This window comes from Kribbella sp. CWNU-51, from assembly GCF_054073265.1.
This window is the reverse complement of sequence record NZ_JBSXMZ010000024.1, coordinates 109,850-135,952: the sequence shown is the minus strand read 5'-3', so window position 1 is coordinate 135,952 and position 26,103 is coordinate 109,850. Positions and strand designations below refer to the sequence as shown.

Sequence of the window (26,103 nt, the reverse complement as noted above, 5' to 3'; positions counted from 1 at the left end):
GATGATGTTCACGCGGGAGCGGTTGCGCTTCGGGCTGGCCGTTTTCGGGCTGTCCGCGGTCGCGGTGTTCTTGCTGGCCGCGTGCTCGGACTCCAAGCCGGAGGCGGGCAACAGTCCCGGGCCGTCCGCGCCCGCGGGAAGCTCGAGCGCGCCGATCCCGACCGCGTCGACGCCGTCGCTGACCCCGCTGCCGACGCCATCCAAGCCGTGGCCGACGCCGAAGGTCACCGGCGCGCCGGCGGACGACGCGCCGCTGGCCGACCGGATCCGGTTCGCGATCGCCAAGCAGGCGCAGATCACGGCCGGCAAGGCCGCCACCACGACGGTGAAGTGCCCAGGCATCGAGAAAGCCGAGACGCCCGGGAAGCACGAGCTGACCTGCACGGTCACGTACGCCGGGAAGTCGTACAGCGGGACGTTGACGATCGACGCTCAGCAGTACAGCGCCTCGTACAAATTCACCTCCGAATCGGTTGCGATCGTGAAGCCGAAGGTGGTCGACGCGGTCGTCCGCACGGTCGCCGGTGCGGCGAAGGTCACCTGCACGATGGAAGACGTTGCTGTGGTGAAGTCGGCCGGTCCGCCTCTCGCCTGCGACGTCACCACGACGGGGAACGCGGTCCAGCCGTACAAGGCGCAGGTCTCCGGCAACGGCCAGGTCCTGGTGACGAAGGCCTAGTCATGCTGAAGCTGGGCAATCTCACGATCGACACCCCCGTAGTGCTGGCGCCGATGGCCGGCATCACGAACGCGGCGTACCGGCGGCTGTGCGCCGAGCAGGGCGCCGGACTGTACGTGTGCGAGATGATCACGTCGCGCGGCATCGTCGAGCGCGACCAGAAGTCGCTCGACATGCTGACGTTCGACTCACGTGAGACGGTCCGGTCGGTCCAGTTGTACGGCGTCGACCCGATGTACATCGGCCGCGCAGTGCAGATCCTTTGCGACGAGTACGGCGTTGCGCACATCGACCTGAACTTCGGCTGCCCGGTCCCGAAAGTAACCCGCAAGGGCGGTGGCGCCGCCCTGCCGTGGAAGCGCAACCTCCTCGGCGCGATCCTGCGCTCGGCGGTCCACGCCGCCACGCCGTACGACGTACCCGTGACGATGAAGACGCGGATCGGGATCGACCTCGACCACCAGACGTACCTCGACGCGGGCCGCATCGCCGAGGACTCGGGCGCCGCGGCGATCGGGCTGCACGGCCGTACGGCGGCCCAGGCGTACTCGGGTCAGGCCGACTGGACCAAGATCGCCGCGCTCGTGGAGCACGTGAGCATCCCGGTGCTCGGCAACGGCGACATCTGGGAATCCGGCGACGCACTCCGGATGGTCGCGGAGACGGGTTGCGCCGGCGTCATCGTCGGCCGCGGCTGCCTCGGCCGCCCCTGGCTCTTCCGCGACCTCGCCGCCGCCTTTGCCGGCGGCGAGACCCTCAACCTCCCCACGCTGGGCGAGGTCGCGGTCGTCATGCGCCGCCACGGTGAACTGCTGGCGGACCTGATGGGCGAACCGCGCGGCCTCCGCGACTTCCGCAAACACGTCCCCTGGTACCTGAAGGGCTTCCCCGCCGGCGGCGAACTCCGCGCCGCCCTGGGCATGGTTGAATCCCTCGCCCAGCTGGACGACCTGCTGGCCCAACTGGACCCCACCGTCCCCTTCCCCGTCGCCGAACTCGGGGCTCCCCGCGGCCGCCAGGGCAGTCCTCGCGACCACATCGTCCTCCCGCAGGGCTGGCTCGACGACACCGACGGCCTAACCGCCGACCTAGCCGACGCCGAACTCGGCATCTCCGGCGGCTAAGGACACTCCCGCCGGGGGGCGGAAGTCGAGGCCCGGGACACGACGTGGTGGGGTGGGATGGGTTTTTCCATGTCCCCGGCCACGAAGGATGTCCCAGCCCACTGGTGTTGGCTCCCTCCGCTCAGCACATCACCTTGTGTTTCCGCGACCGGAGCGCAGGCCACGATGGAACCGCATCGAGGCTTCAGTCCAGCACGCCGATGCACCGAGCACCTGTTCGCGACGGCGCGGGACCACCAGACACGACCCCACCCCATCGAGAGGAACGCTCTTGACAGACCCCGAGAACGCGACCGTCGAGGTCGAGCTGCCGGACGATTTCGACGACTTCTGGGCGGCCGGCCTGGCCGACTGCGCGTCGTACCCGCTGGACCCGGTGCTGACGGAGATGCCCGCACTCTCCACGGATCAGGTGATTGTCTACGATCTGCGCTACACGAGCTACGGAGGTCTGCGGATCGCCGGCTGGTACACAATCCCGCGCGGCGGGCCGGCGCCGTACCCGGCTCTGGTCACGATCCCCGGCTACATCTCCGAGCCGACCATCCCGAAGGAGTGGTCCGAGCTCGGGTACGCCGCTCTCACGGTGGCGCCCCGCGGGAAGTTGCGGTCGAACTCCGTGTTCAACCCGGGCTACCCGGGGCTGCTGACGCACAACATCGTCGATCCCAACACCTACGGGTACCGCGGGTTCTATCTCGACGTGGTGCGTGCGGTCGAGGTCCTGCTCGACCGTCCGGAAGTCGACAATCTGCGGATCGGACTGCAGGGGTCGAGCCAGGGCGGTGGGCTCGGGATCAGCACGGCCGCGCTGATGCCGGATGTGATCCGGTGCGTTGCTGCGGGAGCGCCGTACATGTGCGGGATCATGACGGCTCCGACGCTCACTCGGTCGTATCCGTACGAGGAGATCAACGAGTACCTGCGGGTGCACCCGGAGGACGTCGACCGAGTGCGGGAGACAGTCGCGTACTACGACGGGCTCAACTTCGCTCCGAAGGTGCAGGCGCCTACGCTGCTCTATCTCGGGCTCGAGGACGACGTTTGCCCGCCGGAGACCGGGTTCGCGCTGCATCGTGTGCTGACCTGTGAAACCACCCTGCATACCTATCCGCAGTGCGCCCATCACGCCGGGCTGCCCGGCGTGATGCGGATCGTGGAGGATTTCCTTGCCGAACACCTCAGTCCGGGACGGTGAACCGATGAACTTCGACAGCTACTGGGCCGCGGTCGACGAGGAACTGGCCGCGATACCCTCCCGGCCGGTGCTCGATCTCGTGCCGGCCCGGACCACCGATGAGGCGACCAGCTACACCGTGCGGCTCACCAGCACCGGGCCCTACCGCGTCTTCGGTCACCTCAGCATCCCGGCCGGCGAAGGGCCGTTCCCCGCGCTGCTCCAGACGCCGCGCTACGGGAGCGTCAACCACGTCCCCCATCCGAACGATCGCAGCCGGTACGTCGTTCTCGGTCTGATGCACCGTGGTCAGCGGCTCGCCGATGAAGGGTTCTCGGCGGCGTACCCAGGATTGTTGACGATGGGCATCGACGACCCGGCGTCGTACATCTATCGCGGGATCGCAGCGGACTGTCTGCGGGCGGCCGAATTCCTGATGAGTCTGTCGGAGGTGGATCCTGCGCGGGTGGCCATGAGTGGCGACGATCTGGCGGTGCTGACGGCCGCGCGGCGGCCCGGGTTCAGCGCTGTCCGGGTGGCGGAGTTGCTGCTCTACCGCGCGATGGAGGCTCGGCTGAAGTCCAGTCACTACCCACTCGAGGAGCTCAACGATCACCTACGGGCGGGGTCATCGGCGCAGATTGTCGACAATACGCTTGCCTACTTCGACCCTGCCCGACACGCACCCGCAGTCACCGGCCGGACGTTGCTCGCCGTCGACGACCCCGACTGGTGCGCCTCGCTCATCGAGGCTCTGCCAGCTGCTGAGGTCTACAAACTGACCCACCTCGACGGCACCGACAACGACTACCTGGACGCCTGGCTTGCGGGGCGGTCCGGCGTCCAGCCCCTCTCAAAGTTCATCACCACATGACCACCCCAACCCAGAGCAGTCCGGTCCGGATGACCGCCTCGACCCAGAGCAGCCCGGTCCGGATGACCGGCGCAGCTGGGAGGTGGTCGGCATGACGAACCCGTTCGGGGTGCGGTCGGTGATCAACGCGTCCGCCACGTTGACCGTGCTCGGTGGGTCGGTGATGCCGCCGCCGGTGGTGAAGGCGATGGCGGACGCGGCCGCACACTTCGTCGACCTGCCCGAACTCCACGACCGGGTCGGCGAACGCCTGGCCGAGCTCACCCGCAACGAGGCGGCGTGTGTGACGTCCGGTGCCGCGGCCGCGATCACCCTCACCGTCGCGTCGTGCGTTGGTGAGCCCGCGCAGGCGTTCCCGGCCGACGCCGAGGTGGTGATGTTCGCCGGCCAACGCAACGGTTACGACTACTCGGCCCGCCTGACCGGCGCCCGCATCGTGGAGATCGGCCCGTCGATCGCCGAACTGCGGGAGGCGCTGGTGCGACGCCCCTCCTGCGTCCTGTGGTTCGCGGGAGAGCACCTCGCGGCCGGTGCCCTACCGATCGAAGACGTGGTCCGAGTCGCCCGAGAAGTCGCCGGATCACTCCCCGGCACGACCGCCGCGGAGCCTCGAGGTCTCCCCGACACGACCGCCCCGGAGCCTGGAGGTCTCCCGGACCTGACCGCTCCGGAGCCTCCAGGTTTCTCCGGGACTGGCCCGGCACTTCCCGGTCCACGGGCCGTGCCGGTGATCGTTGACGCCGCGGCGCAGATTCCGCCGGTTTCTTCGTTGTGGCGGTTCACGACGGAGGTTGGTGCGGATGCGGTGATCTTCAGTGGTGGGAAGGGGCTGCGCGGACCGCAGGCCAGTGGGCTCGTGCTGGGTAAGCGGTGGATTGTCGACAGATGCCGTGCCCATGCGTCGCCGTACCAGGAGATCGGGCGGGGGATGAAGGTCGGCAAGGAGGAACTTCTCGCCCTCCTTGCCGCCGTCGAGTGGACGCTTGAGCAGGACGAGGACGCGATGCTCGCGGGCTACGAGCAGATGGTCGACCGCTGGATCGCCGGTCTACAAGGACTGCCTGGAGTGGTCGTCGAGCGCGGCTACCCGAGTGAGGCCGGCCAACCACACAGCCGCGCCATCGTCCGATTGTCGACAACCTGCGGGTGGACACGGGACGGGCTGGTGGCCGCGTTGTGGGACCGCGACCCGCGGATCGCGGTCGGTACCTTCCGCCTGCCCGGCGACGCCATTGCCCTCAACCCGCAGACGCTCGAACCCGGAGAGGACGCGGTGGTTCTCGATGCGCTGGTCAGCCTTCTAAGCTCGGGTCATGGCGAGCAAGCCGGATGAGACGCGCGACGGGGTCGACCTGACCAACCTGGATCAGCCGCTGTTCGACGGGGCGGAGGCGACCAAGCGGGACCTGGTCGACTACCTCGACGCGGTGCACGAGCGGATCCTGGTGGAGCTGCGGGAGCGGCCGTTGTCGGTGATCCGGATCCGGCCGGGGCAGCCGGCGTTCATGCAGAAGAACGTGCCGAAGTACACGCCGGACTGGGTGAAGACGGTGCCGGTGTGGGCGGAGGCGTCCAAGCGCGAGGTGTCGTACGCGTTGTGCGACGACCGTCGGACGTTGCTGTGGTTCGCGAACCAGCGCGCGGTCGAGTACCACCCGACGCTTGTGCGCGCCGACCGCTGGGACCACGTCACGCATCTGGTGCTGGACCTCGACCCGCCGGAGGGGGAGACGTTCGCCATGGCGGTGCAGGCCGCGTTCCTGGTCCGGCAGGCGTTGACCGACGCCGGGCTGTCCGGTGCGGTCAAGACGAGCGGCGCCAAGGGCGTGCACGTCTTCGTACCGATCGACGATTCGGTGTCGATCGAGGATGCCGCGGCTGCCACCAGGGCGATCGCCGCTCGTGCCGAGAAACTCGATCCGTCTGTTGCGACCACGGCGTACATCAAGGAGGACCGGCACGGGAAGGTCTTCGTCGACTCGACCCGCTCCGGCGGGGCCACTGTCGTCGCCGCCTACAGCCCACGCGTCCGACCCGGTACGCCGGTGTCGTTCCCGGTCGGTTGGGACGACCTCGACCGGGTCACCCCGCGTGACTTCACCGTCCGCACCGCGGTCGCGCAACTAGGCGGCGCAGACCGCTGGGCAGCTCAACTCCCCGCACCCCAGTCCCTCCCCGAAGACCTCCTCGAAGAAGGTCGCGCCATCCCCATCGCCCGCGTCATAGCCATGCACGAAGGAAAACGCCGCAAACGCGCCCGCGAAGCCGAGGAGAAGGCGACAGAGGAGAAGAGCTAGACCTCGGGGGATGTCGTCAGGTCGAGGGCGAGCTGACAAACGTCCGGTCGAGAGTGGTTGCGTAAGGCAACTAGGAGGTCGCGCCAGGTTGGAGGCCAGTTTGTGCGGCTGCCGGCTTCTCCGATGAGGGTCCAGGCGAGTAGGCCCTCCATCAGAGAATCGCCTTGCACCAGGTTGCGGGCTGGTTGTTCGAGGAGGGACGGGGTCCACTGGGGGTGGGTCCAGCTCAGGCGGGCGCCCAGGAGGGATGCGGTGTGGTGGGCGAGTAGTGGGCGGTCGGCTACTGCGGTGATGAGGTTCGAGAGGTCGGCGGGGAGGTTGGGCCAGGCGATGGAGTGAACCAGGAGTTCCACGCGGAGGTGGAGGAGGCCTGGGTCGTCGAGTTCGGCAGCTACGGGCTTGAGGGTTTGGCGTGCGTCGGGTGGCTTTGGGTTGAAAGCTTCGGTCAGGCGCCTGGTGAGGGTGGTTAGACGTTGCCGCGCGGGGTGGTCGCGGTCGGGGGTTGCGTTCGGCAGGTTGGGATCGCTTTCCAGCCTGACCAGCAACCGCACGGCGGCGAGCAGATCGTCGAGGCCGAGTCGCGGATCGCCGGCGACGATGGCAACCAAAGAAATGGTCGCGTCGTTCCAGGTCGTCCGCGCGGTCAGATCGGTCATGACACCCGCACACACTGGCGCCACCGAAGGATTCCAGCAGGCCCACCGCGGCAGCGCGCGCAGAGCGACCCGGACTACCTCCGGCTCGGGCCGGTTGGTGATCGCGACCAGAAGGTCCGCGTAGCGCGACCGGTACTTCAAGGCCATGCCATACGCCGCACGCTGAGTCAGTACCGTCGCCGTCGCCGCGCTGTCATGCACAGCCTGCTGCAACAGCGCCCAACTCGCCGGCTCGTGCAGCAGATATTGCGAGGCCGCACTGGCGATCGCCGCCTTCACGTCACGATGCGCCGACGCCCAAGCATCAGCCAGTACGGCGCTCGCCCCGGGTGCACGGAGTTGGCCGAGCAGCCGCGCGGCCTCCTTGCGCGACGTCACCTTCGCATCCGCACCAACCAGCACCGGATGCAGCAGTCCAGGTAACAGACTCGGCCGCACGAACCGCGCGGCCCGAGTCGCCGCGTAGATCGCGACCCGAGCCCGATCGTCACCCGCATGAGACAGCAGCACCGGCAGCGCCTCCTGCGGCGCATCGGTCCAGGCCAACGCGCCCAGTGCCGCCTCCTGCAGCAGCACGGACTCGTGCCGCAAGAACGGTTCGAGGGCAGCGCGTCCGGCCCCGGGTACGTGCCCGAGCATCGACACCGCGTTCGCCCGCGCCCAGTCCGGCATCCGCTCGTCCCCCGCAGCGCGCCCCACGAGTTCGGCGTACCGGGCCAGCTGTCGGGGGAGCCAGCGGCTGAGCGCCCGGTCGGACACCTGCCACGCCGGGTGGTTCCGATCGAACCGCCGGATCCGGTCGGGCTTCGCGAGTACGGCGTCCAGGAGGTCGGTCCGCAGTTCGGTGACCGCGCGCCACACCGGATCCCACCGGGCCATGCCGACGTCGCGCTTGATGATCCGCTCGGTCCGCTCGCCCCTGGTCGCGGTCGGCCAGAGCCACAGCTCAGCTGCCTCCGCGACGGTGTACTCCTGGTTCGACCACACGCCCTGCTCGAGCGCGGCCTGCAGGTGCTCGTTCGACCAGCCACGCTTGCCGAAAGCCCTGGCGATCCCCAACGGCAGCCGGAACTCCCGCCGCGCCACCGCATCGTCCACGTACTTGCGCAGTACGTCGTACACCGCGGTCTCCTGACCGCGAGGCAGCCCGTCGATCACGCCGTACAGCTGGATCGTGCCCTGGTTCTCGGTGATCCGGGCATGCGCCTGCAAACCCCACTCGAGCAACGATGAGTCACGCCGCAACGCCCCTTGCCGTACGGCGGTCTCCGCGATCGTGCCGAGCGCCGAGCGGGTGTACCACGCCGTGTCACGGGCCTCGAGCGCGTCGGTCAACAGCGTCTGGAGCGAAACAACCAACCGGTTGGTCAGCATCGACGGCGGCAGTTCCTCGACACCCCGCAAGACCCCCTGCCGGACGCTGTCGCGGTCGTTCCGTACGCGCGTCGCCCACGACAGCGCGCTCTCGACCGCCGCGGCCTCCCGGGAGTGACCGGCCGCGTCGACGACCGCCCGGTAGACCTGCGCGCGATCGTCGGCGGCCGGCCGGGCGATCTCCGGCTCGAGCAGCGCGAACGCCTCGTCGTACGGGAGCAAGGCAGTGATCCGCCACCGCTCGTGGTGGTCCTCCGCGATCGGCGCGAGCGTGAGCATGCGGCGAGCCTGAGCAAACCGGAGCTCGCGGGGCACTACGGCGAGCAGTTCGGTAGAGAGAACGGTCTGACCCAGATCGACGCTGCTGGTGACCGCGGTGAACACGGTCGCCCGTCGAGACGGCGGGAGATCTTCGAGCAACTGGGTCAGGTCGGGCCAGAGGAGCCGGCCGAGCCTGATCAGGTCGTCGTCGGAGTAGCGGTGCAGCCGACGCCGAACCGCGGTTGTCAGTGCAGTCCCCAGTGCCGGCGCCCGATCGGGTGCGAGCAGGATCGCCAGTACGCCTCCCGGGTCGGCGTCGACCAGCCGGCCGAGAACCGAGACGATTGCCATCGGCAACTGATCGGGTGGCAGTGCCGTCGTGAGCAGGGCGGCCGCCTGCGACGGATCACGGTCCAGTACGCCGACGACGCCGTACGCCGGACCCTGCCACCACTCGTCCTTGTCCGGGCCGGTGGGCAACGTCGTACTCGCGTAGGCGAGAACCACCTTCGGATGCTTGGCGCCCAGGCGCCGCCACTGGCCGCTGCCCAGGCAGTAGGCAAGCTCCGGGAGCAGACGCTCGACAGTCTGATCGTCGGTGGAGTTGAGCAGGCTCGCGGCGGCGCGGTCGCCCCAGCGTTCGCGATGCTCATCGATCAGGCGAGCGGCCAGAAACGTCCGGCCGTTCTTCCGGATGACCTGCATGAGCTTCGTCCGCAGTTCCGCGGGTGCGTCGTCGTACAGGATCCGGAGATCGTCGTCCGAGACCGGGACGCCGGCGCGGACCGCCGCGAGCGCGCGCTGCTGGACCGACGGCACGGGATCGCGCAGCATGCGCGTCACGTGGTCGACCTCGCCCGCCACCTGGGCGACAACCAGACCGAGGGTCCGCTCGAACGCCGTACCGCGGCTGAGCTCGCCGAGCAGTTCGCGCAACTCGTCCGTCCCACGCAGGCGTCGGCCTTCAAGTGCGACGCTCCGGACGCGTTGGCCGTGCGGGAGGTGGTCGATCGACCGCAGCAGATCCGTGGCTCGCATGAGTCCATCCTGCCGAGTCAGGCCGGCAGCGAGGCGCACAAGGCCATCGAGTTGGCCGTGTCGGCGCTGTGGAAGGCGCTCAACTGGCCTGCTCGAGTTCGGCGAACGCGGCGGCCAGCTTCGGCAACGTGTAGTGGGCGTTGAGACCACTCGGGTTCGGGAGGATCCAGACCCGGGTGGAGCCGATCAGGCGCTCCTGCCGCCCGATCTGCGCGGTCCGCTCGCCGAAAGCATCCCGGTACGCCGTGACGCCGACGACAGCGAGCCATTCCGGCTGGAAGTGGAGCACCTTCTTCAGCAGGTTCTCCCCGCCGGCCACGTACTCCGCGCGCGTCAGTTCGTCGGCGCGCGCGGACGGCCGATCGACCACGTTGGTGATTCCGAGCCGATAGGTCAGCAGCTCATCCTGCTCGGCCGGTCGCAACTGCCGCGGCGTGAACCCACTCAGGTGCAACGCCGGCCAGAACCGGTTCCCCGGCCGAGCAAAGTGATGACCGGTCTCCGCCGACATCAGGCCCGGGTTGATCCCGCAGAACAGCACCCGCAACCCGTCACTGATTACATCCGGCAGAGGTTGCACGCGGCACACCGTACCGAAGGACGAGTAGTAGTGGTGATCGCTGACCGGCGCCACGCCTGCCTGAGGCCGGGAGGACCCGCCGATCGGTGACTTCTACCCGTCCTTCGGTACGCCTCAGTCGTTCTCGTTGTTCAGTCCGCCGGGGAGTCGGGATGCAACTGCGGGCGACGAAGAGCCAGATCGTCAACCCAGGGTTGACGCAACGCTATCGTCAACCTAAGGTTGACGCCATGACTCCTGGACCTGATTTGCAGCAGCTCATCACCACGATCAAGGCGGACGCCGGCAGCGACGACGAGTTGCGGCAGCTAGCCACCGCGGCGACGACGATCAGCGAACTGACCAGCACCGGCGACGCCGCGCTCGGCTTCTTCGTCGACCGCGCCCGCGGCGCCGGCAAGTCGTGGGTCGAGATCAGCGCGGTGCTCGGGGTGAGCAAGCAGGCCGCGCACAAGCGGTTCGCCGACTCCTGGACGACCAAGCCCGCGTTCGAGCGCTACACCCCGCGAACCAAGGCCGTCGTGCAGGCCGCGGCCGACGTCGCCCGCGAACGCAACCACGACTTCATCGGCACCGAGCACCTGCTGCTCGCGTTCTACACCCAGCCCGAGGCGCTGGCCACCAAGGTCCTGCTGCGGCACGACATCACCGAGGACCGGGTCCGCGAAGCCGTCGACGTCCTCAGCCCGGCCGGTACGCCGACCGATCCGCCGAAGACCCTGGACGCCGAGGATCCGCCGTACACCCGCCGTACCGCGCATGTCCTGCAAGGTGCCGTCGGGGAGGCTGTCACCCTCGGCCACAACTACGTCGGCACGGAGCACCTGTTGCTGGCGTTCTACCGGGACTCGGCAGGCCTCGCGACGAAGGTCCTGCTCGAGCAGGGTCTCGACGAGACGGCAGCCTGGACTGCCCTGCGTGCACTGCTCGAGGAGGCAGCGAAGTAGGTTTGGGTGCATGCCTGACTGGTCTGAGCGGTTGAGTGAGTTGGCAGTGGCGGCCGGGGTCCCCGGAGCGGTGCTCGGGATCTGGCGCGACGGGGAGACGACGGTCACGCCGTACGGCGTCCTGAACGCGTCGACCGGGGTCGAGACCACCGCCGACTCGCTGTTCCAGATCGGTTCGGTCACCAAGACGTGGACCGCGACGATGATCGTCCAGCTCGCCGCCGAGGACCGGCTGGACCTGGACGACGCCGTGGTGAAGTTGTTGCCTGAGGCACCGATTGATCCGCGGATCACGGTTCGGCACCTGCTCACCCACACCAGCGGCATCGATGGCGATGTGTTCACCGACACCGGCCGCGGCGACGACTGCGTCGAGCGGTACGTCGCTCTTCTCGGTGACGTGGACCTGCTGTTCGAGCCGGGTACGGCGTACTCCTACTGCAACGCTGGATACGTGGTGCTGGGCCGGATCATCGAAGTTCTCGACGGCCGGACCTGGGACGAGTCGCTGAAGGCCCGGCTGATCGAGCCGCTTGGCCTGACGCAGACGGTCACGCTGCCGGAGGAGGCGATCCTGCATCGTGCCGCGCGCGGCCACGTCGCGAGCGACGGGGCGCCGGTGAAGACGTGGCAGTTGCCTCGCAGCATCGGAGCGGCCGGGCTGATCACGGCGGGTGCCGGTGACGTTCTGCAGTTCGCCCTGATGCATCTGACCGATGACCGGTACGCGGCCATGCAGGAGCCGCAGGTGCCGTTCGCGGGCGGCGTCGGCGGCTTCACGAACCTCGGCCTGGCCTGGCGCATCTACGACTGGGGCGGGCGGCCACTGTTCGGTCACGACGGTTCGACGATCTCCCAGACGGCGTTCCTCCGCATCGACCCCGCCGCGCGGCTGGTGGTCTGCCTGCTGACCAACTCCGGCAACGGTCCGGCGCTGTTCGAGCCGTTGGCGTCCGAGGTGTTTACTGAGTACGCCGGCATCGCGCACCCGGCGCCGCCGCAGCCCGTCGACCTTCCGACCGACGATCGCCACGTCGGCCGGTACGAACGGACCAGCGTGCGGTTGGACGTCGTACGCCGGGAGGACCGCCTCGTCCTCGTCGAGCACGCCACCGGCGACCGGCTGGCGTTCGCCGAGGAGGCCGCGACCGAGTACGACCTGCTCCCGACCGAGCCCGCGGACGGCGACCATTTCGTCGTCAGAGCCTCGCCCAACCACCCCTGGGTGCCGCTGACCTTCACCCCGACTCACCTCTTCAGCTCCGGCCGAGTCACGCCCAAGGTCTGAAATACCGCGGGCGTTGCTGGGGCAGGCGAGCTAACGTCTCACATGTGACTAGTGCACCTGCTGAACTTCCTCGTAAGGCCGGTGACCTCCGGGCCGCCGGATATCTACCCCGGTCGATCAAGGCCGAGATTCGTGACAACCTGCTGACAGAGCTCCGGGCCGGGCGTGATCCCTGGCCCGGCATCGTCGGATTCACCCGCACGGTGATTCCCCAACTCGAACGCGCCCTGCTCGCGGGGCACGACGTCGTACTGCTGGGTGAGCGCGGCCAGGGCAAGACCCGGCTGCTGCGGACCCTGGTCGGGCTGCTGGACGAGTGGACCCCGGTGATCGAGGGCGCCGAACTGCCCGAGCACCCGCTCGACCCGATCACGCCCGCCTCGCGCCGCCGCGCCGCCGAGCTCGGCGACGATCTTCCGGTCGCCTGGCTGCACCGCAGCCTGCGGTACGCCGAGAAGCTCGCGACCCCGGACACATCGGTCGGCGACCTCATCGGTGACGTGGACCCGGTGAAGGTTGCCGAGGGCCGCAGTCTCGGTGACCCGGAGACCATCCACTTCGGACTCGTCCCGCGGGCGCACCGCGGCATCGTCGCGATCAACGAGCTGCCGGACCTGGCCGAGCGGATCCAGGTCGCGCTGCTGAACGTGATGGAGGAGCGCGACATCCAGGTCCGCGGGTACACGCTCCGGCTGCCGCTCGACGTGTTGCTGGTGGCAACGGCCAACCCGGAGGACTACACCAACCGCGGCCGGATCATCACGCCGCTGAAGGACCGGTTCGGCGCCGAGGTCCGGACCCACTACCCGCTCGACATCGACGCCGAGGTGGACGTCATCCGGCAGGAGGCCGAGTTCACCGCCGAGGTCGGCGAACCGCTGCTGGAGGTGCTGGCCCGGTTCGTCCGGCACCTGCGGGAGTCGACCGCGATCGACCAGCGGTCCGGGGTGTCCGCGCGGTTCGCGGTCGCCGCGGCCGAGACGATCGCCGCCGCCGCGTTGCGCCGCAGCGCGATCACCGGTGAGGAGCCGGCCGTCGCCCGTCCGGTGGATCTCGAGGCCGTGCCCGCCGTACTGCGCGGCAAGCTCGAGTTCGAGCCCGGTGAGGAAGGGCGTGAGATCGAACTGCTCGAGTACCTGCTGCGCCGGTCGGTCGCGGACACCGCGCGGGAGCGGTTCGCCGGTCTCGACCTGAGCCCGCTGGCCCATGCGATTGCCGACGGCAACCTTGTGACCACGGGTGAGCGGGTGCCCGGCCGGGACGTGCTGGCCGCGTTGCCGGAGCTGCCGGTGCTGCACGACGTCGCCGCGCGCGCCGGCGTCGAGCCGGACGAGTCGCCGGGCCGGATCGCCGCCGCGGTCGAGCTCGCCCTGGAGGCGCTCTATCTGTCCAAACGCGTCGCCAAGGACGCCGACGACGACACCACGATATACGGGATCTGATGACATGACAGCGTCCATTCCGGAGGGCTGGTCTTATGGGCCGTGGCACGACGGGCCGGATCCACTCAAGGCGCCCGCGGATCTGCGCGACGCGCTGGACGAGATCGGCCGCGACGTGATGAACGGATCGTCGCCCCGGTCCGCGCTGGAGGAGTTGCTCCGGCGCGGTACCCGGAACACCCAGGGCCTGGACGACCTCACCCGCAGGTTGTGGGAGCGCCGCCGCGAGATCCAGCGGCGGCACAACCTCGACGGAACGCTGCGGGACGTCCAGCGCCTGCTCGACGAGGCACTCGAGGCCGAGCGGCACGAACTGTTCCCGAACCCGTCCGACGACGCCCGCTTCCGGGAGGCTCAGCTCGACGCGCTCCCGGCCGGTACGGCGGCCGCCGTACGAGAGTTGGCCAACTACGACTGGCAGTCGTCGGACGCGCGGGAGAAGTACGAGCAGATCCGTGAGCTGCTCGGCCGTGAGCTCCTCGGATCGCGGTTCGAGGGCATGAAGGAGGCGTTGCAGCAGACCACGCCGGAGGACGTCGAGCGGATCAACGAGATGCTCACCGACCTCAACGCGTTGCTCGCGGCGCATGCGCAGGGGCGGCCGGAGGTGCCGCAGCTGTTCGACGAGTTCATGGCCAAGCACGGCGAGTTCTTCCCGGAGAATCCACAGAACGTCGACGAACTGATCGACGTACTCGCGCAGCGGGCGGCCGCGGCGCAGCGGATGATGAACTCGATGACACCCGAGCAGCGGGCCGAGCTGATGGAGCTGTCGCAGCAGGCGTTCGGCAGTCCGCAGCTGGCTCAGCAGCTCGCGCAGCTGGATGCTCAGCTGCAGTCGCTCCGGCCGGGGGAGGACTGGTCCGGTTCGGAGCGGATGAGTGGGGACGATCCACTCGGTCTCGCCGAGGGCGCACGGGCGATGTCGGATCTTGCCGAGCTGGATGCGTTGGCCGAGCAACTCTCGCAGAGTTATCCGGGTGCGCGGCTGGATGACATCGACCTCGATGCGCTCACCCAGCAGCTCGGCGAAGAGGCGACGGTCGATGCGCGCCGGCTGAGCGAGCTCGAGCGGCAGCTGCGCGATCAGGGTCTGCTGGAACGTGCGCCCGACGGATCGTTGCGATTGTCGCCGAAGGCGCTGCGACAACTCGGTCAGACCGCGCTGGCCGACGTACTGCGGACTGCTCGGGGCTCAGGTGAACGCGACGCGGCCAACGCGGGCGCGGCCGGTGAGTTGAGTGGGTCCACGCGGCAGTGGGAGTTCGGCGACACCCAGCCGTGGGACGTTCCGCGGACCGTGCGGAACGCCGTACTGCGGACCGCCTCGCGCAGTGGGTCCGTCAAGCTGGATGTGGCGGACGTGGAGATCGCCGAGACCGAGCACCGGGCTCGGGCCGCGGTCGCGCTCCTGGTCGACACGTCGTGGTCGATGGTCCAGGAGGGTCGCTGGCTGCCGATGAAGCGGACGGCGCTCGCGCTGCATCAGCTCATCTCGACCCGCTACCGCAACGACGCGCTCCAGCTGATCACCTTCGGGCGGTACGCCGGAGTCGTCGAGTTGCCGCAGTTGATCGGGATGGAAGGCACCTGGGAGCAGGGCACCAACGCACACCACGCCCTGCTGCTGGCCGGACGTCATCTGCGGCGGCACCCGGACGCGCAGCCGGTCGTGCTGATGGTGACCGACGGCGAGCCGACCGCGCACCTCGAGCCGGACGGAACGGCCGAGTTCTCCTACCCGCCCGAGCCGGCGACGCTGCGGAAGACGATCTTCGAGGTCGACCGGCTGGCCAAGCTCGGCGCCTCGCTGACCGTGTTCCGCCTCGGCGACGACCCGCGGCTGAACGCGTTCGTCGACCTCCTCGCCCGCCGCAGCGGCGGCCGCGTCCTGGCCCCAGATCCGGACGGCCTCGGCGCCGCGGTCGTCGGCGATTACCTCCGCACCCGCCGAAGACTGTGATCTTACCGTCAGTGGGTGGTAAAATCACCGGTGATACTACCGATGAAGGTGCAAGCTGTCGGGCGACATGCGTAAACCGTCCCGGAAGGACAGCTGTGAACCTGAAAGCACGTATCGGCGCTGCCGTCGCTTCCCGGACGCTGGGCGTCCAGTGCTCGTGACGGCGGTCGTTCCCGTTCACCGCTGCGGGGCAGTCCCGGATTCGCACCGGGTGCCAGGTCACAGATCGCGTGACCGGGCGAACCGTCGGCACTGACGAACGTACGCGCGCACGCCGCCGAACGCCGTACGGCGAGACGAACGCCACTACCGCAGTCGTCGCGCGATCCCCGGATCCGGCGTGCCGGCGTGGAGGAGGGCGGCGAGCATCTCGATCCCGTCGACGAGCCGCGGACCCGGCCGGGCGAAGTACCCGTTGGCGTCGGCCGCCCAGACCGGGACGCCCGCTGGAAGGAGATCCAAGAGGTCCGCTGTCAGTCGGGTGGCACCGTCGAGGTCGTACCCGCAGGGGGCGGAGACGATCACGTCCGGGCGTGCGGCGGCGACGGCTGACCAGGTGATCGGCGTCGAGCGCTGACCGGCGTTGCCCAGAACGTTGGTCCCGCCCGCGCGGGTGACCATCTCCGGCAACCAATGCCCCGGCGCGTACGGAGGATCCGTCCACTCCAACAGCACGACCCGCCGACCGGTCGTGGTTCCAGGCAGTTGTCCCAAACGCTTCCGAAGGCCGTCGAGTAGCGCAGTACTCTCGCGTCCGATCGCCTTGCCGATGGTTGCGATGGAGGCGAGCACCTCGTCGAGGTCGTGCGGATCGGTGCTGACCACCTCGGCCCGGCAGCCCAGGTAGTCGAGCGCGTCCGCAACGTCGTCCACATCGATCGCACACACGGCACACAGGTCCTGGGTGACCACCACGTCCGGATCGAGGTCGCGCAGGGCGCCCGCGTCCAGGTGGTAGAGGTCGTCGCCGGCGGTGACCCGCTGCCGCACGAACGCGTCGATCTCGCCCGGTGTCAGCCCCTCCGGCAGGGCCGTCGTCGACACGATCCGCCGGGTCCGCGCTGCGGGCGGGTAGTCGCACTCGAAGGTGACGCCGACCACGTCGTCGCCCGCGCCCAGCGCGAAGCAGATCTCCGTCGCCGACGGCAGCAACGAGACGATACGCACCCCGATGACTCTAGACGAAAGAGCGCTTTCGCGTCGGTCTGGGGTTTCCTCGGTGAACAGGCCGATTGTCTCCCGTTGTCAACGAGGGAAGGGTTTTCCGGCCTTCAACCTGTGGGAAGGGTCACGTCGGCATCGTGAGACCAGTGTTCAACTGGACTGGTTTTTTGGCTTACTCTGAAAGCACGCCCCCGCCACCGGAGTCGATGGGCCAGCGGCCACCTCACCGCGCCTACGCACCGCCTGAAACCCAGGGAGTGATCGTGCCGAAACTCGTCTATGACTTTGCCGAAGGCAACAAGGGCATGAAGCAGCTGCTCGGCGGAAAGGGGGCGAACCTGGCCGAGATGACCAATCTCGGTCTGCCGGTGCCGCCCGGCTTCACCATCACGGCCGACGCCTGCCGCGTGTACCTGGCCACCGGTACGGTGCCGCCGGAGCTGGCCGACGAGATCGACCACCACGTCGACCTGCTCCAGCAGACGATGGGCAAGAAGCTCGGCCAGGCCGACGACCCGCTGCTGGTCTCGGTCCGGTCCGGCGCGGCCGTGTCGATGCCCGGAATGATGGAGACCGTCCTGAACGTCGGCCTGAACGACGACTCGGTGAACGGCCTCGCCCACCACTCCGGCAACCCGCGGTTCGCCTGGGACGCCTACCGGCGGCTGATCCAGATGTTCGGCAAGACCGTGCTCGGCATGGAGGGTGACGTCTTCGAGGACGCGATCGAGGCGGCCAAACAGGCCAAGGGCACCCGCAACGACCTCGACCTGGACGCCGACGACCTGAGGGGCCTGGTCGAGACGTTCAAGCAGGCCGTGCACGACCACACCGGCCGCGAGTTCCCGCAGGACCCGCGGACCCAGATGGACCTGGCGATCGAGGCCGTCTTCGGCTCGTGGAACTCCGACCGTGCGATCCTCTACCGCCGCCAGGAGCGGATCGCCACCGACCTCGGTACGGCGGTCAACATCTGCTCGATGGTGTTCGGCAACCTCGGCATGGACTCCGGCACCGGCGTCGCGTTCACCCGCGACCCCTCGACCGGTCAGCCCGGCGTGTACGGCGACTACCTGCAGAACGCGCAGGGCGAGGACGTGGTGGCCGGCATCCGGAACACGGTCCCGCTCGCGGATCTCGAGCAGATCGACAAGACGTCGTACGACGATCTGATGGCGATCATGGCGAAACTCGAGGGGCACTACCGCGACCTGTGCGACATCGAGTTCACCGTCGAGCGCGGCAAGCTGTGGATGCTGCAGACCCGGGTCGGCAAGCGGACCGCGGCGGCGGCGTTCCGGATCGCGACCAGCCTGATCGACGAGGGCGTGATCGACACCGACGAGGCGCTGCGCCGGGTGAAGGGCGCCCAGCTCGCGCAGCTGATGTTCCCGCGGTTCGACGCGGACGCGGACAAGGACCTGATCAGCAAGGCGATCGGCGCGTCGCCCGGTGCGGCCTCGGGCACGGTCGTGTTCACCTCCGCGGCCGCGGTCGAGGCGGCGGACAAGGGCGAGAAGGTGATCCTGGTCCGGCGCGAGACGAACCCGGACGACCTGCACGGCATGATCGCCGCGCAGGGCATCCTGACCAGCCGCGGCGGCAAGACCTCGCACGCGGCCGTGGTCGCCCGCGGCATGGGCAAGACCTGCGTCTGCGGCGCCGAGGAACTCGACGTGAATGTTGCCCAAGGCACCATCAACGTCAACGGCACGGTGATCGAGGCCGGCGAGACGATCTCGATCGACGGCACCACCGGCGAGGTGTTCCGCGGCGAGGTCCCGGTCGTCCCGTCACCGGTCGTGCAGTACTTCGAGGGTTCGCTGTCCCCGGACGCCGGGGACGAACTCGTGGCGTCGGTGCACCGGTTGATCACCCACGCCGACGAGGTACGGCGGCTCGGCGTACGGACCAATGCGGACACCGCGGACGACGCGGCCCGGGCGCGCCGGTTCGGCGCCGAGGGGATCGGGCTGTGCCGGACCGAGCACATGTTCCTGGGGGAGCGGCGCGAGTCGGTCGAGCGGTTGATCCTGGCGGACAACGACGCCGATCTCGAGGCGGCGCTCACGGAGCTCGAGCCGTTGCAGCGGGGCGACTTCCTCGAGTTGCTGGCCGCGATGGACGGGCAGCCGGTGACGATCCGGTTGATCGACCCGCCGTTGCACGAGTTCCTGCCGTCGATGGAGGAGCTCGCGGTGAAGGTCGCGCTGGCGCGTGAGCGTGGTGAGGAGCTCGGGCACGACGCCGCGCTGCTGACCGCGGTCGAGCGGCTGCACGAGGAGAACCCGATGCTCGGCCTGCGCGGGGTCCGGCTCGGCCTGGTCGTCCCGGGCCTGTTCGCGATGCAGGTGCGGGCGATCGCGTCCGCGGCGATGGAACTGCGGGCGCAGGGCAAGGACCCGCGGCCGGAGATCATGATCCCGCTGGTCGGCGCGGTCCAGGAACTGCATCTGGTCCGGGACGAGGTGGAGCGCGTGCTCGCCGACGTCGGTGTCGACTGGAGCATCCCGATCGGCACGATGATCGAGCTGCCGCGGGCCGCGGTGATCGCGGACCAGATCGCCGAGGCGGCCGACTTCTTCTCGTTCGGGACGAACGACCTGACCCAGACCACCTGGGGCTTCAGCCGCGACGACGTCGAGGGCGCATTCTTCTCCCGCTACCTGGAGAAGGGCATCTTCGCCGTGTCGCCGTTCGAGTCGATCGACCGCGAGGGCGTCGGCGCGCTGGTTCGCACCGGTGTCGACCGCGGCCGCGCCAGCAAGCCGGACCTCAAGCTCGGCATCTGCGGTGAGCACGGCGGTGACCCCGACAGCATCCACTTCTTCCACGAGGTGGGCCTGGACTACGTCTCCTGCTCCCCGTTCCGCATCCCGGTCGCCCGCCTCGAGGCCGGCCGCGCAGCCCTCGACTGACCGGCGCCGTTCGATGGGATATCTCATCGGGTTGTCCCTTCTCCCCTCGGATACGAGCGGAGAAGGGACAAGTCCGACGGATATCCGGCTCTTCTGCTCGATGTGTGGGTGGCCTGCCTGCCATGTCCGCGTCGGCCGGCGGACCCGGGTCCGGTGACTTGAGACAGCCCCTGGTGTGCTGGGATCAGAAATGCCAGGTCCCCGCCCCCGTCTGGTCGAGGCTGTCGGCCAGCGGTGCCCGGCCCCGGTCGTCCAGGCTCGACCTCGGACAGGTAGTGGGGGCCTCGGACACGGCACGGCCTGTCCGAGGCGCCCAGGCGGTGTCCCAGGTTCCGGGGTCCGGTACCGGTCCCACCACCGGTAAGACGAACCCCCGGCCAGTCACCGCACTTTGCCCGCGGTGTGCCAGCTGGTCGGGCGCGGACGGTGGCAGCCCGCGCGTGTGGACGGTGGTTTGCGGGAGTGCGGACGGTGGCTGGGGTGTGCAGCTTGACAGGAGGTGTCCGCCCTGGCCCCTACCGGGGCGCCGGGGCCAGGCGTGAATGCCTCGCCCGACGAGCACCCTGGACCGACACCACCTGTCGAGCTGCACACCGGCCGGCCTGGCTCACCTCGCCCACACATCCAGCAGAAGAGCCGGATATCCCCTCGAATGGTCGGGCCGGGTTGCTGCGTGGACTGCTTGACAGCGGGCAGGTGTGACCGTCCGTAGAGCGGGATCGGGGTTCTCAGAGACTGGATCGGACCGGCAAACACTGTGGGTTACGGGCGCGACCTGTCCGCGTAATTTCCCTTAACCAACCCCTTGCGTAAGCGCTCTCCGGCTGGTGAGAATGACCGGGCGGGAAGGGCGATCACTCGTCGACTTTCGGGTCTGACCTGAACCAGCCGCTGTGGCGGCTCGTGACTCCCTTCCCGCACCAAATCCTCTTGTTTTCAAGGCCGTTGTAGGGTTTCGCCATGGCCCTCTATGTCGTTCAGCTGCGCTTCGATCTTGCCGAGTCCGACCGCCGGATGGAGGTCCGTCCGGCACACCGCGAGTACCTCACCGAGCTGAAGGCGGCCGGCAAGCTCGTCGCCGCCGGACCCTTCACCGACCAGACCGGCGCCCTCCTCGTGTACGACGTCGCCGACGAAGCCGAGCTCCGCGACATCCTCGCGAAGGACCCCTACACCCCGGCCAACGTCTACGAGCTCGCGACCCTCGCGGAGTGGCAGCCGCTCTTCCCGATCAGCTGAGCGAGCCCAGCAGGGCGAGGGTCCTGGCCCACCCCTGCCGGAGCGCGGACTCGTTGGCGGCCCGATTTCCGCCGAGGTGGAGCGGGCGCATGAGCACCGGATGCACGAGCGTCGTCCCATGCGGAAGGTACGGCGCTCCGCTGACCCCGTGCCCGGCGCCCTGCGCGATCAGGGCCTGATGCGGGAACCGGTCGTGTGCGCTGTCGAGCTCACGGACGATCTGCGTTGCCGCGTACTGCGACTCCCACACGAGATCACCTGTGCCGGCGATCGCCAGCACCGGGCCGCTGATGTGGTCGACCGGTATCGGCTGGTCGCCGACTGGCAGCGGTCGGCCGTGCAGCGTCCAGGGCGCGCCCCGGTTATCCGGGAACGAACCGTTGATCTTCGCGCTCGGTGCGTAGAGCAGGGCGCCGTGAACCAGGTTCGGGAAGTTCTGGCTCAGGAGGAGCGCGGCCTCGGTCCCTCGGAACCCGCCTGCGGCGACGACGTGCGCGGGATCGACACCGGGTTGACGGGCCAGCCAGTGGGCAGCGGACGCGAAGTACTCCAGGGGGATATTGCGCAGATCGGTCGGCAGACCCGGCGCGTGGAAGTAGGCCAAGGCCAGTGTGGGATACCCGTGCGATGCCAGCAGGTCCGTCAAGGACGGTGAGGCCACTCCGCCTTCGGACCCGCCGATCAGCACGACTGCGGGGTGCTTGGCCCGACCGGCGGGCGGAGCGACGTACAGGCCGCTGATTTTGTCCTTGGTCAGGGTGACGGGTCTCGTCGTGACGCCGCGGCTCAACCACTCTCGGGTCAAGGTCGTGCGCGCCACCTCGCGGCCGTCCTTGCGGACCAGGACGTCGACCTGTTCGACCGGGCGATCGTCCACGGTCGGTGGGCTGAACGTCTGCTGGTCGGGATCGCCGTTCGGTGGGTTCATCGACCAGAACAGGCCCATGCCGTCGGTGTTCTGGTAGCTGCCGCCGGAGGGTTCGGCGCGGTCGAGGTCGACGGTGCCGTGGTCATCGGCGGTGAAGGTCGCCTCGGCGTGCCATTTCTTGCCGTCGCGGTCGACCGCTTCGGCGCCGACCCTGACCTTCGCGTGGGGCTCGAGGTCAGTCACCGTCAGGTGGACGGCCTGGTCGGCGAGGGCTAACGCGTGATCGACGTGAATGGCTGGGTGGTCGGCACCGGACGAACACCCGGCCGCGACCAGGCAGACAACTGCGGCGCTCAAATAGATCCGGTGCATACCTCAATGGTCGCGCTGCTCCGGTTCACCGGCGCATCAGACGTCGGCGGCTTCCAGGTCCAGGTGGTCGACGTACGCCCAGAGCCAAACGAGTGGCGCGAGGACCAGTTCCGGCTCGCCGTCTTCGTCGGCGATGAAGATCATCGACGCCTCGCCGTTGGAGATGTCCTCGATCACCGCGTCGCAGGTCTCGAGCGCGACCTCGAACGGCAGCAGCGGCGGCCCGTTCTCCCAGCGTGGCTGGGGGAGTGGGAGCACCGGCGCCTCGTCGGTCCCGTCCAGCTCGACCGACACCTTCTGCAGCTCCTCGTAGAGGTCGAAGGTGATGAGTCCGGCGAGCGGACGGCCGTCGAGGCCGATCAGGTACGGGTCGTCGCCGCCCTCGCGGTAGTTGTCCCGGAGATCCGGCAGCGCGGCCTTCAGGTCCGAGGCTTCGAGGTACGGCGCTTCCGCCGGCTCCTCCTCGTCGACCTCGGTCAGCCCGCTGCGCATCTGGTCGAACTGATGCAGCAGCCCGTTCAGCTCGTCGTACGCCCCGCCGCCCGGTGCCTTCTGCGCTCGCGCCTCCAGGTCCCGCAGGTGGTCGACCAGGTCGTCCTCGAAGTGCAGCTCGTACCGCGGCAGGCCGGGCGCGCGGCCGGCGTTGAGCTGCGCGACCAGCTGGGTCGACACCGGCCCGAGCCGCTCGGCCAGCACCTCCAGCGGCGTGGTCGGCTTCTCCTCGTCGTCGTGGGCGCAGGAGTCGTCCTCGCCTTTGCCCCCGCCCTCCATCGCGACCAGCACCTGGAACGCCGGGAACGCCACCAGCGCCGCGGTCGCCATCATCCCGTCGCCGATCAGCATCAGCGGGTTCCCACCGGCTTCGGTCCGGCGCAGGTGATCGGGCATCAGTACGGCGGCCTGCTCGACGTTCACCTGACTCGCCAGCGAGGACAGCCCGTGGTCGCTGTCGACTCCGAGGAGCTCGACCAGCCGCTCGGAGCTCATGTCGAAGTTCGATCGGAGGTAGTACCGCAGCCAGCCGGCGTCGACCGGGCTGGACAGCAGCTCGGCGACCCGAGCCCGGAAGTCGGCCAGGTCCGCGATCGCCAGCACCACCAGCACCGGCTGGTCGCCGTCGCCGATCACCAGCGGGCGGGTGTCGCCGTTCTGGAACCCGTCGACCACCTGGTGCAGGCTGTCGGCCGCAGCCTCGAGCGGCCAGGACTCCGCCTCGAACTCGGTCACCACCGCGGCGGAGGTGTCGTCGGGCATCTGCTGATCCTCTCCGAGTGGCGGCGGGAGTTGGAGTAACTGTAGGCGGCTGTTGGTTCGACGGACGGTGAGGGGGTCGACCGGGGCCCGGTGTGCGGGCCGACGTGACATTGGCTACGCTGGCACCGGCGGGTCGATGCATAGGTATCTCACATGTGAGATAAGGTCCGGCGCATGACCGATGACTACCTGAGCCGGATCGGAAACCTCATCCGGGACGCCCGCAAGCACCGCGGCTGGACGCAGACGCAACTCGCGGAAGTACTGAACACCAGCCAGAGCGCGGTGAACAGGATCGAAAAGGGTCATCAGAACCTCACCCTCGAGATGCTCGCCCGGATCGGCGAGGCACTCGACTCCGAAATTGTCTCTCTCGGTGGAGGTCCGGTCCACCTCCGTGTCGTCGGCGGCCTGCGGTTGTCCGGATCGATCGACGTGAAGTCCAGCAAGAACGCCGGGGTCGCGCTGCTCTGCGCCAGCCTGCTGAACAAGGGCCGCACCACCCTGCGCAAGGTCGCGCGGATCGAAGAGGTCAACCGGCTGCTCGAGGTGCTGAACTCGATCGGTGTCCGGACCACCTGGCTGAACGACGCCGGCGACCTGGAGATCGTCCCGCCGGCCCACCTCGACCTGGGCGCGATGGACGCCGAGGCTGCCCGCCGGACCCGCTCGATCATCATGTTCCTCGGTCCGCTGCTGCACCGCGAGGACACCTTCCAGCTGCCGTACGCCGGTGGCTGCGACCTGGGCACGCGGACCGTCGAGCCGCACATGGCCGCGCTGCGGCCGTTCGGCCTGGAGGTGAAGGCGACCGGTGGTGAGTACCACGCGGTGGTGAACCGGGCGATCACCCCGGGCAAGCCGATCGTGCTGACCGAGCGCGGCGACACCGTGACCGAGAACGCGATCATGGCCGCGGCCCGCTACGACGGCGTCACGGTGATCCGCAACGCGAGCTCGAACTACATGGTCCAGGACCTGTGCTTCTACCTCGATCTGCTCGGCGTGCAGATCGACGGCATCGGTACCACCACGCTGACCGTGCACGGCAAGGCCGAGATCGACGTGGACGTCGACTACGCCCCGTCCGAGGACCCGATCGAGGCGATGTCCCTGCTCACCGCGGCGATCGTGACCGGCTCGGAGATCACCATCCGGCGGGCGCCGGTCGAGTTCCTCGAGATCGAGCTCGCGCTGCTGGAGGAGATGGGGCTCGACTACAGCCGCAGCGCCGAGTACCTGGCCGAGAACGGCCGGACCCGGCTGGTCGACCTGACCACCCGGCCGTCGAAGTTGCACGCGCCGATCGACAAGATCCACCCGATGCCGTTCCCCGGCCTGAACATCGACAACCTGCCGTTCTTCGCGGTGATCGCGGCGAAGGCGACCGGGCAGACGCTGATCCACGACTGGGTGTACGAGAACCGCGCGATCTACCTGACCGACCTGAACAAGCTCGGCGGCCGGGTCAAGCTGCTCGACCCGCACCGGGTCATGGTCGAGGGCCCGACGCACTTCTCCGGCACCGAGATGATGTGCCCGCCGGCGCTCCGCCCGGCCGTGGTCACGCTGATCGCGATGATGGCCGCGAAGGGTACGTCGGTCCTGCGCAGCGTCTACGTGATCAACCGCGGCTACGAGGACCTGGCTACCCGGCTGAACTCGCTAGGCGCCCAGATCGAGACGTTCAGGGACATCTGAGTCCTGCAGGCTCTGCTGGTCCTGCAGGCTCTGCCGGTCTTGAAGGAAGGCGACGGCCTCGGTGATCACCTCCGGATCGATCATGATCCGGCGGTGACCGAGGCCGCTCGTCGCGAGGAAGTGGGCCTGCGGCCCGTAGGCCCGCAGCAGCACGCGGGCCTGCCGGGGGTCCACCACATCGTCCTCGTCGTTGTGGATCACGAGTAGGTCGATGTCGCCGGTAGCCACCGAGAACCTGGTCCAGATCTGGTCGTCGCCGTCGAAGTAGCGGCGCTCGATCGACCGCCGGAGCACCTTGTTGATCTTCGGCCCCAGTCCGAGCTCATGGCAGAACGCGTCGGCCAGGTAGCCGAAGTCGGCGACCCCGCTGATCATCACCAGCCGCTTGGCCGCGACCCCCTCGCGGACGGCGTACAGGGCGAACGGGACGCCGAGGGAGTGGGCGATCACGCCCTCGAACGGGCCGTGGCGCTCCTCGAGCCGGCGGATGATCCGCTGGTGGCCGAGGATCGAGACGATCGGCCCGGGGGAGTCGCCGTGGCCGGGAGCGTCGTACGCGATCGGGCTGTAGCCGAGCTCGAGCAGCCTGGTGACGAAACCGGCGTACCGGGATGCGCGGGAACGCCAGCCGTGCACGAGCAGGACCGGGCGGCGGCCGTCGCCCCACGCATAGCTGACGACCCCTTCGACGACCTCGACCCCCGCGGCCTCGTGGATCGTGCGTTCGGAGTCGCGGACCTGGCCGCGGGCCATCGGGCGGCGCCACAGCTCGAACGCGAGGCGTCCGGCCAGTCGGGGTGACAACGATCCGATTGTCGACAATCCGGTGCTGATCAGCTTCTTCATGACGCTCCTCGACTGGCAAACTATACGAACGGTCGTATTAT

19 protein-coding genes and 1 riboswitch are annotated in these 26,103 nt (G+C 68.9%); of the genes, 13 read left to right on the top strand and 6 right to left on the bottom strand.

Features of this window, described 5'->3' with window-relative positions; genetic code table 11:
• Position 1: 1 nt before the first annotated feature.
• The 6 genes from ACXC9Q_RS26160 to ligD all read left to right on the top strand — a co-directional run bounded on the left by ACXC9Q_RS26160 (position 2) and on the right by ligD (position 6,151).
• Entirely contained in the window at positions 2-679 is a 678-nt protein-coding gene (locus tag ACXC9Q_RS26160) for a hypothetical protein (RefSeq protein WP_457059294.1), read from the top strand.
• A gap of 2 nt (positions 680-681) precedes the next feature.
• Complete coding sequence (gene dusB, locus ACXC9Q_RS26155) at positions 682-1,803, top strand: tRNA dihydrouridine synthase DusB (protein WP_457059293.1); 1,122 nt, start codon at positions 682-684, stop codon at positions 1,801-1,803.
• Positions 1,804-2,074: 271 nt separating this feature from the next.
• The gene (locus ACXC9Q_RS26150; protein WP_457059292.1) at positions 2,075-3,001 is read left to right on the top strand and encodes an acetylxylan esterase; all 927 of its coding nucleotides are present in this window, start codon (positions 2,075-2,077) and stop codon (positions 2,999-3,001) included.
• A 4-nt stretch (positions 3,002-3,005) separates the two neighbouring features.
• Positions 3,006-3,854: an acetylxylan esterase gene (locus tag ACXC9Q_RS26145; RefSeq protein ID WP_457059291.1), complete on the top strand. Its 849-nt coding sequence runs from the start codon at positions 3,006-3,008 to the stop codon at positions 3,852-3,854.
• 91 nt (positions 3,855-3,945) lie between these two features.
• On the top strand, positions 3,946-5,187 hold the full coding sequence (locus ACXC9Q_RS26140; RefSeq protein ID WP_457059290.1) for a hypothetical protein: 1,242 nt from the start codon (positions 3,946-3,948) through the stop codon (positions 5,185-5,187).
• Positions 5,168-6,151, top strand: coding sequence for a non-homologous end-joining DNA ligase (gene ligD, locus ACXC9Q_RS26135; RefSeq protein WP_457059289.1), 984 nt, complete (start codon positions 5,168-5,170; stop codon positions 6,149-6,151). Before ACXC9Q_RS26140 ends, ligD begins: the two co-directional genes overlap by 20 nt.
• Here ligD and ACXC9Q_RS26130 read toward each other — a convergent pair.
• Together ACXC9Q_RS26130 and mug are read right to left on the bottom strand one after the other, a co-directional pair.
• A complete protein-coding gene (locus ACXC9Q_RS26130; RefSeq protein WP_457059288.1) occupies positions 6,148-9,480 on the bottom strand; it encodes a hypothetical protein in 3,333 nt (1,110 codons plus the stop codon). The two genes, ligD and ACXC9Q_RS26130, sit on opposite strands and share 4 nt — an antisense overlap.
• A 79-nt stretch (positions 9,481-9,559) precedes the next feature.
• Positions 9,560-10,051 carry a G/U mismatch-specific DNA glycosylase gene (gene mug, locus ACXC9Q_RS26125; protein ID WP_457059352.1) on the bottom strand — a complete coding sequence of 164 codons (492 nt, stop codon included), beginning with the start codon at positions 10,049-10,051 and terminating at the stop codon, positions 9,560-9,562.
• A gap of 239 nt (positions 10,052-10,290) precedes the next feature.
• Between mug and ACXC9Q_RS26120 the strand changes: the two genes are divergently transcribed.
• Genes ACXC9Q_RS26120 through ACXC9Q_RS26105 form a run of 4 tightly spaced genes read left to right on the top strand, consistent with a single transcriptional unit; the run spans position 10,291 to position 15,700 of the window.
• Positions 10,291-11,007: a Clp protease N-terminal domain-containing protein gene (locus tag ACXC9Q_RS26120; protein WP_457059287.1), complete on the top strand. Its 717-nt coding sequence runs from the start codon at positions 10,291-10,293 to the stop codon at positions 11,005-11,007.
• A gap of 10 nt (positions 11,008-11,017) precedes the next feature.
• Positions 11,018-12,295 (top strand): serine hydrolase domain-containing protein, encoded by a 1,278-nt coding sequence (locus ACXC9Q_RS26115; RefSeq protein WP_457059286.1) that lies wholly within the window; start codon positions 11,018-11,020, stop codon positions 12,293-12,295.
• A 44-nt stretch (positions 12,296-12,339) separates the two neighbouring features.
• Complete coding sequence (locus ACXC9Q_RS26110; RefSeq protein WP_329475379.1) at positions 12,340-13,737, top strand: ATP-binding protein; 1,398 nt, start codon at positions 12,340-12,342, stop codon at positions 13,735-13,737.
• 4 nt (positions 13,738-13,741) lie between these two features.
• Entirely contained in the window at positions 13,742-15,700 is a 1,959-nt protein-coding gene (locus ACXC9Q_RS26105) for a hypothetical protein (RefSeq protein WP_457059285.1), read from the top strand.
• Between the two features lie 93 nt (positions 15,701-15,793).
• Positions 15,794-15,912, bottom strand: a riboswitch (cobalamin riboswitch).
• 94 nt (positions 15,913-16,006) lie between these two features.
• On the opposite strand, the gene ACXC9Q_RS26100 is transcribed toward ACXC9Q_RS26105, so the two are convergent.
• Positions 16,007-16,867, bottom strand: coding sequence for an ABC transporter substrate-binding protein (locus ACXC9Q_RS26100; protein WP_457059284.1), 861 nt, complete (start codon positions 16,865-16,867; stop codon positions 16,007-16,009).
• Positions 16,868-17,070: 203 nt separating this feature from the next.
• Here ACXC9Q_RS26100 and ppdK point away from each other — a divergent pair, with 203 nt between their 5' ends.
• Both ppdK and ACXC9Q_RS26090 read left to right on the top strand, forming a co-directional pair.
• The gene (ppdK, locus tag ACXC9Q_RS26095; RefSeq protein ID WP_457059283.1) at positions 17,071-19,782 is read left to right on the top strand and encodes a pyruvate, phosphate dikinase; all 2,712 of its coding nucleotides are present in this window, start codon (positions 17,071-17,073) and stop codon (positions 19,780-19,782) included.
• Positions 19,783-20,742: 960 nt separating this feature from the next.
• On the top strand, positions 20,743-21,021 hold the full coding sequence (locus ACXC9Q_RS26090; protein ID WP_457059282.1) for a YciI family protein: 279 nt from the start codon (positions 20,743-20,745) through the stop codon (positions 21,019-21,021).
• Here the strand turns inward: ACXC9Q_RS26090 and ACXC9Q_RS26085 are convergent.
• Together ACXC9Q_RS26085 and ACXC9Q_RS26080 are read right to left on the bottom strand one after the other, a co-directional pair.
• Positions 21,014-22,261: an acyl-CoA thioesterase/BAAT N-terminal domain-containing protein gene (locus ACXC9Q_RS26085; RefSeq protein ID WP_457059281.1), complete on the bottom strand. Its 1,248-nt coding sequence runs from the start codon at positions 22,259-22,261 to the stop codon at positions 21,014-21,016. The two genes, ACXC9Q_RS26090 and ACXC9Q_RS26085, sit on opposite strands and share 8 nt — an antisense overlap.
• Before the next feature lie 36 nt (positions 22,262-22,297).
• Positions 22,298-23,515, bottom strand: coding sequence for a hypothetical protein (locus tag ACXC9Q_RS26080; protein WP_457059280.1), 1,218 nt, complete (start codon positions 23,513-23,515; stop codon positions 22,298-22,300).
• Between the two features lie 174 nt (positions 23,516-23,689).
• Between ACXC9Q_RS26080 and ACXC9Q_RS26075 the strand changes: the two genes are divergently transcribed.
• Positions 23,690-25,216, top strand: coding sequence for a helix-turn-helix domain-containing protein (locus tag ACXC9Q_RS26075; protein ID WP_328522255.1), 1,527 nt, complete (start codon positions 23,690-23,692; stop codon positions 25,214-25,216).
• Here ACXC9Q_RS26075 and ACXC9Q_RS26070 read toward each other — a convergent pair.
• On the bottom strand, positions 25,181-26,062 hold the full coding sequence (locus ACXC9Q_RS26070; protein ID WP_457059279.1) for an alpha/beta hydrolase: 882 nt from the start codon (positions 26,060-26,062) through the stop codon (positions 25,181-25,183). The two genes, ACXC9Q_RS26075 and ACXC9Q_RS26070, sit on opposite strands and share 36 nt — an antisense overlap.
• Positions 26,063-26,103 lie beyond the last annotated feature (41 nt).

Coding starts and splice junctions, on each gene's coding strand:
- ppdK (WP_457059283.1), top strand. CDS start 17,071: ATGGGCCAGCGGCCACCTCACCGCGCCTACGCACCGCCTGAAACCCAG.
- ACXC9Q_RS26120 (WP_457059287.1), top strand. CDS start 10,291: ATGACTCCTGGACCTGATTTGCAGCAGCTCATCACCACGATCAAGGCG.
- ACXC9Q_RS26090 (WP_457059282.1), top strand. CDS start 20,743: ATGGCCCTCTATGTCGTTCAGCTGCGCTTCGATCTTGCCGAGTCCGAC.
- dusB (WP_457059293.1), top strand. CDS start 682: ATGCTGAAGCTGGGCAATCTCACGATCGACACCCCCGTAGTGCTGGCG.
- ACXC9Q_RS26075 (WP_328522255.1), top strand. CDS start 23,690: ATGACCGATGACTACCTGAGCCGGATCGGAAACCTCATCCGGGACGCC.
- ACXC9Q_RS26070 (WP_457059279.1), bottom strand. CDS start 26,062: ATGAAGAAGCTGATCAGCACCGGATTGTCGACAATCGGATCGTTGTCA.
- ligD (WP_457059289.1), top strand. CDS start 5,168: ATGGCGAGCAAGCCGGATGAGACGCGCGACGGGGTCGACCTGACCAAC.
- ACXC9Q_RS26130 (WP_457059288.1), bottom strand. CDS start 9,480: ATGCGAGCCACGGATCTGCTGCGGTCGATCGACCACCTCCCGCACGGC.
- ACXC9Q_RS26145 (WP_457059291.1), top strand. CDS start 3,006: ATGAACTTCGACAGCTACTGGGCCGCGGTCGACGAGGAACTGGCCGCG.
- ACXC9Q_RS26160 (WP_457059294.1), top strand. CDS start 2: ATGATGTTCACGCGGGAGCGGTTGCGCTTCGGGCTGGCCGTTTTCGGG.
- ACXC9Q_RS26115 (WP_457059286.1), top strand. CDS start 11,018: ATGCCTGACTGGTCTGAGCGGTTGAGTGAGTTGGCAGTGGCGGCCGGG.
- ACXC9Q_RS26105 (WP_457059285.1), top strand. CDS start 13,742: ATGACAGCGTCCATTCCGGAGGGCTGGTCTTATGGGCCGTGGCACGAC.
- ACXC9Q_RS26080 (WP_457059280.1), bottom strand. CDS start 23,515: ATGCCCGACGACACCTCCGCCGCGGTGGTGACCGAGTTCGAGGCGGAG.
- ACXC9Q_RS26085 (WP_457059281.1), bottom strand. CDS start 22,261: ATGCACCGGATCTATTTGAGCGCCGCAGTTGTCTGCCTGGTCGCGGCC.
- ACXC9Q_RS26140 (WP_457059290.1), top strand. CDS start 3,946: ATGACGAACCCGTTCGGGGTGCGGTCGGTGATCAACGCGTCCGCCACG.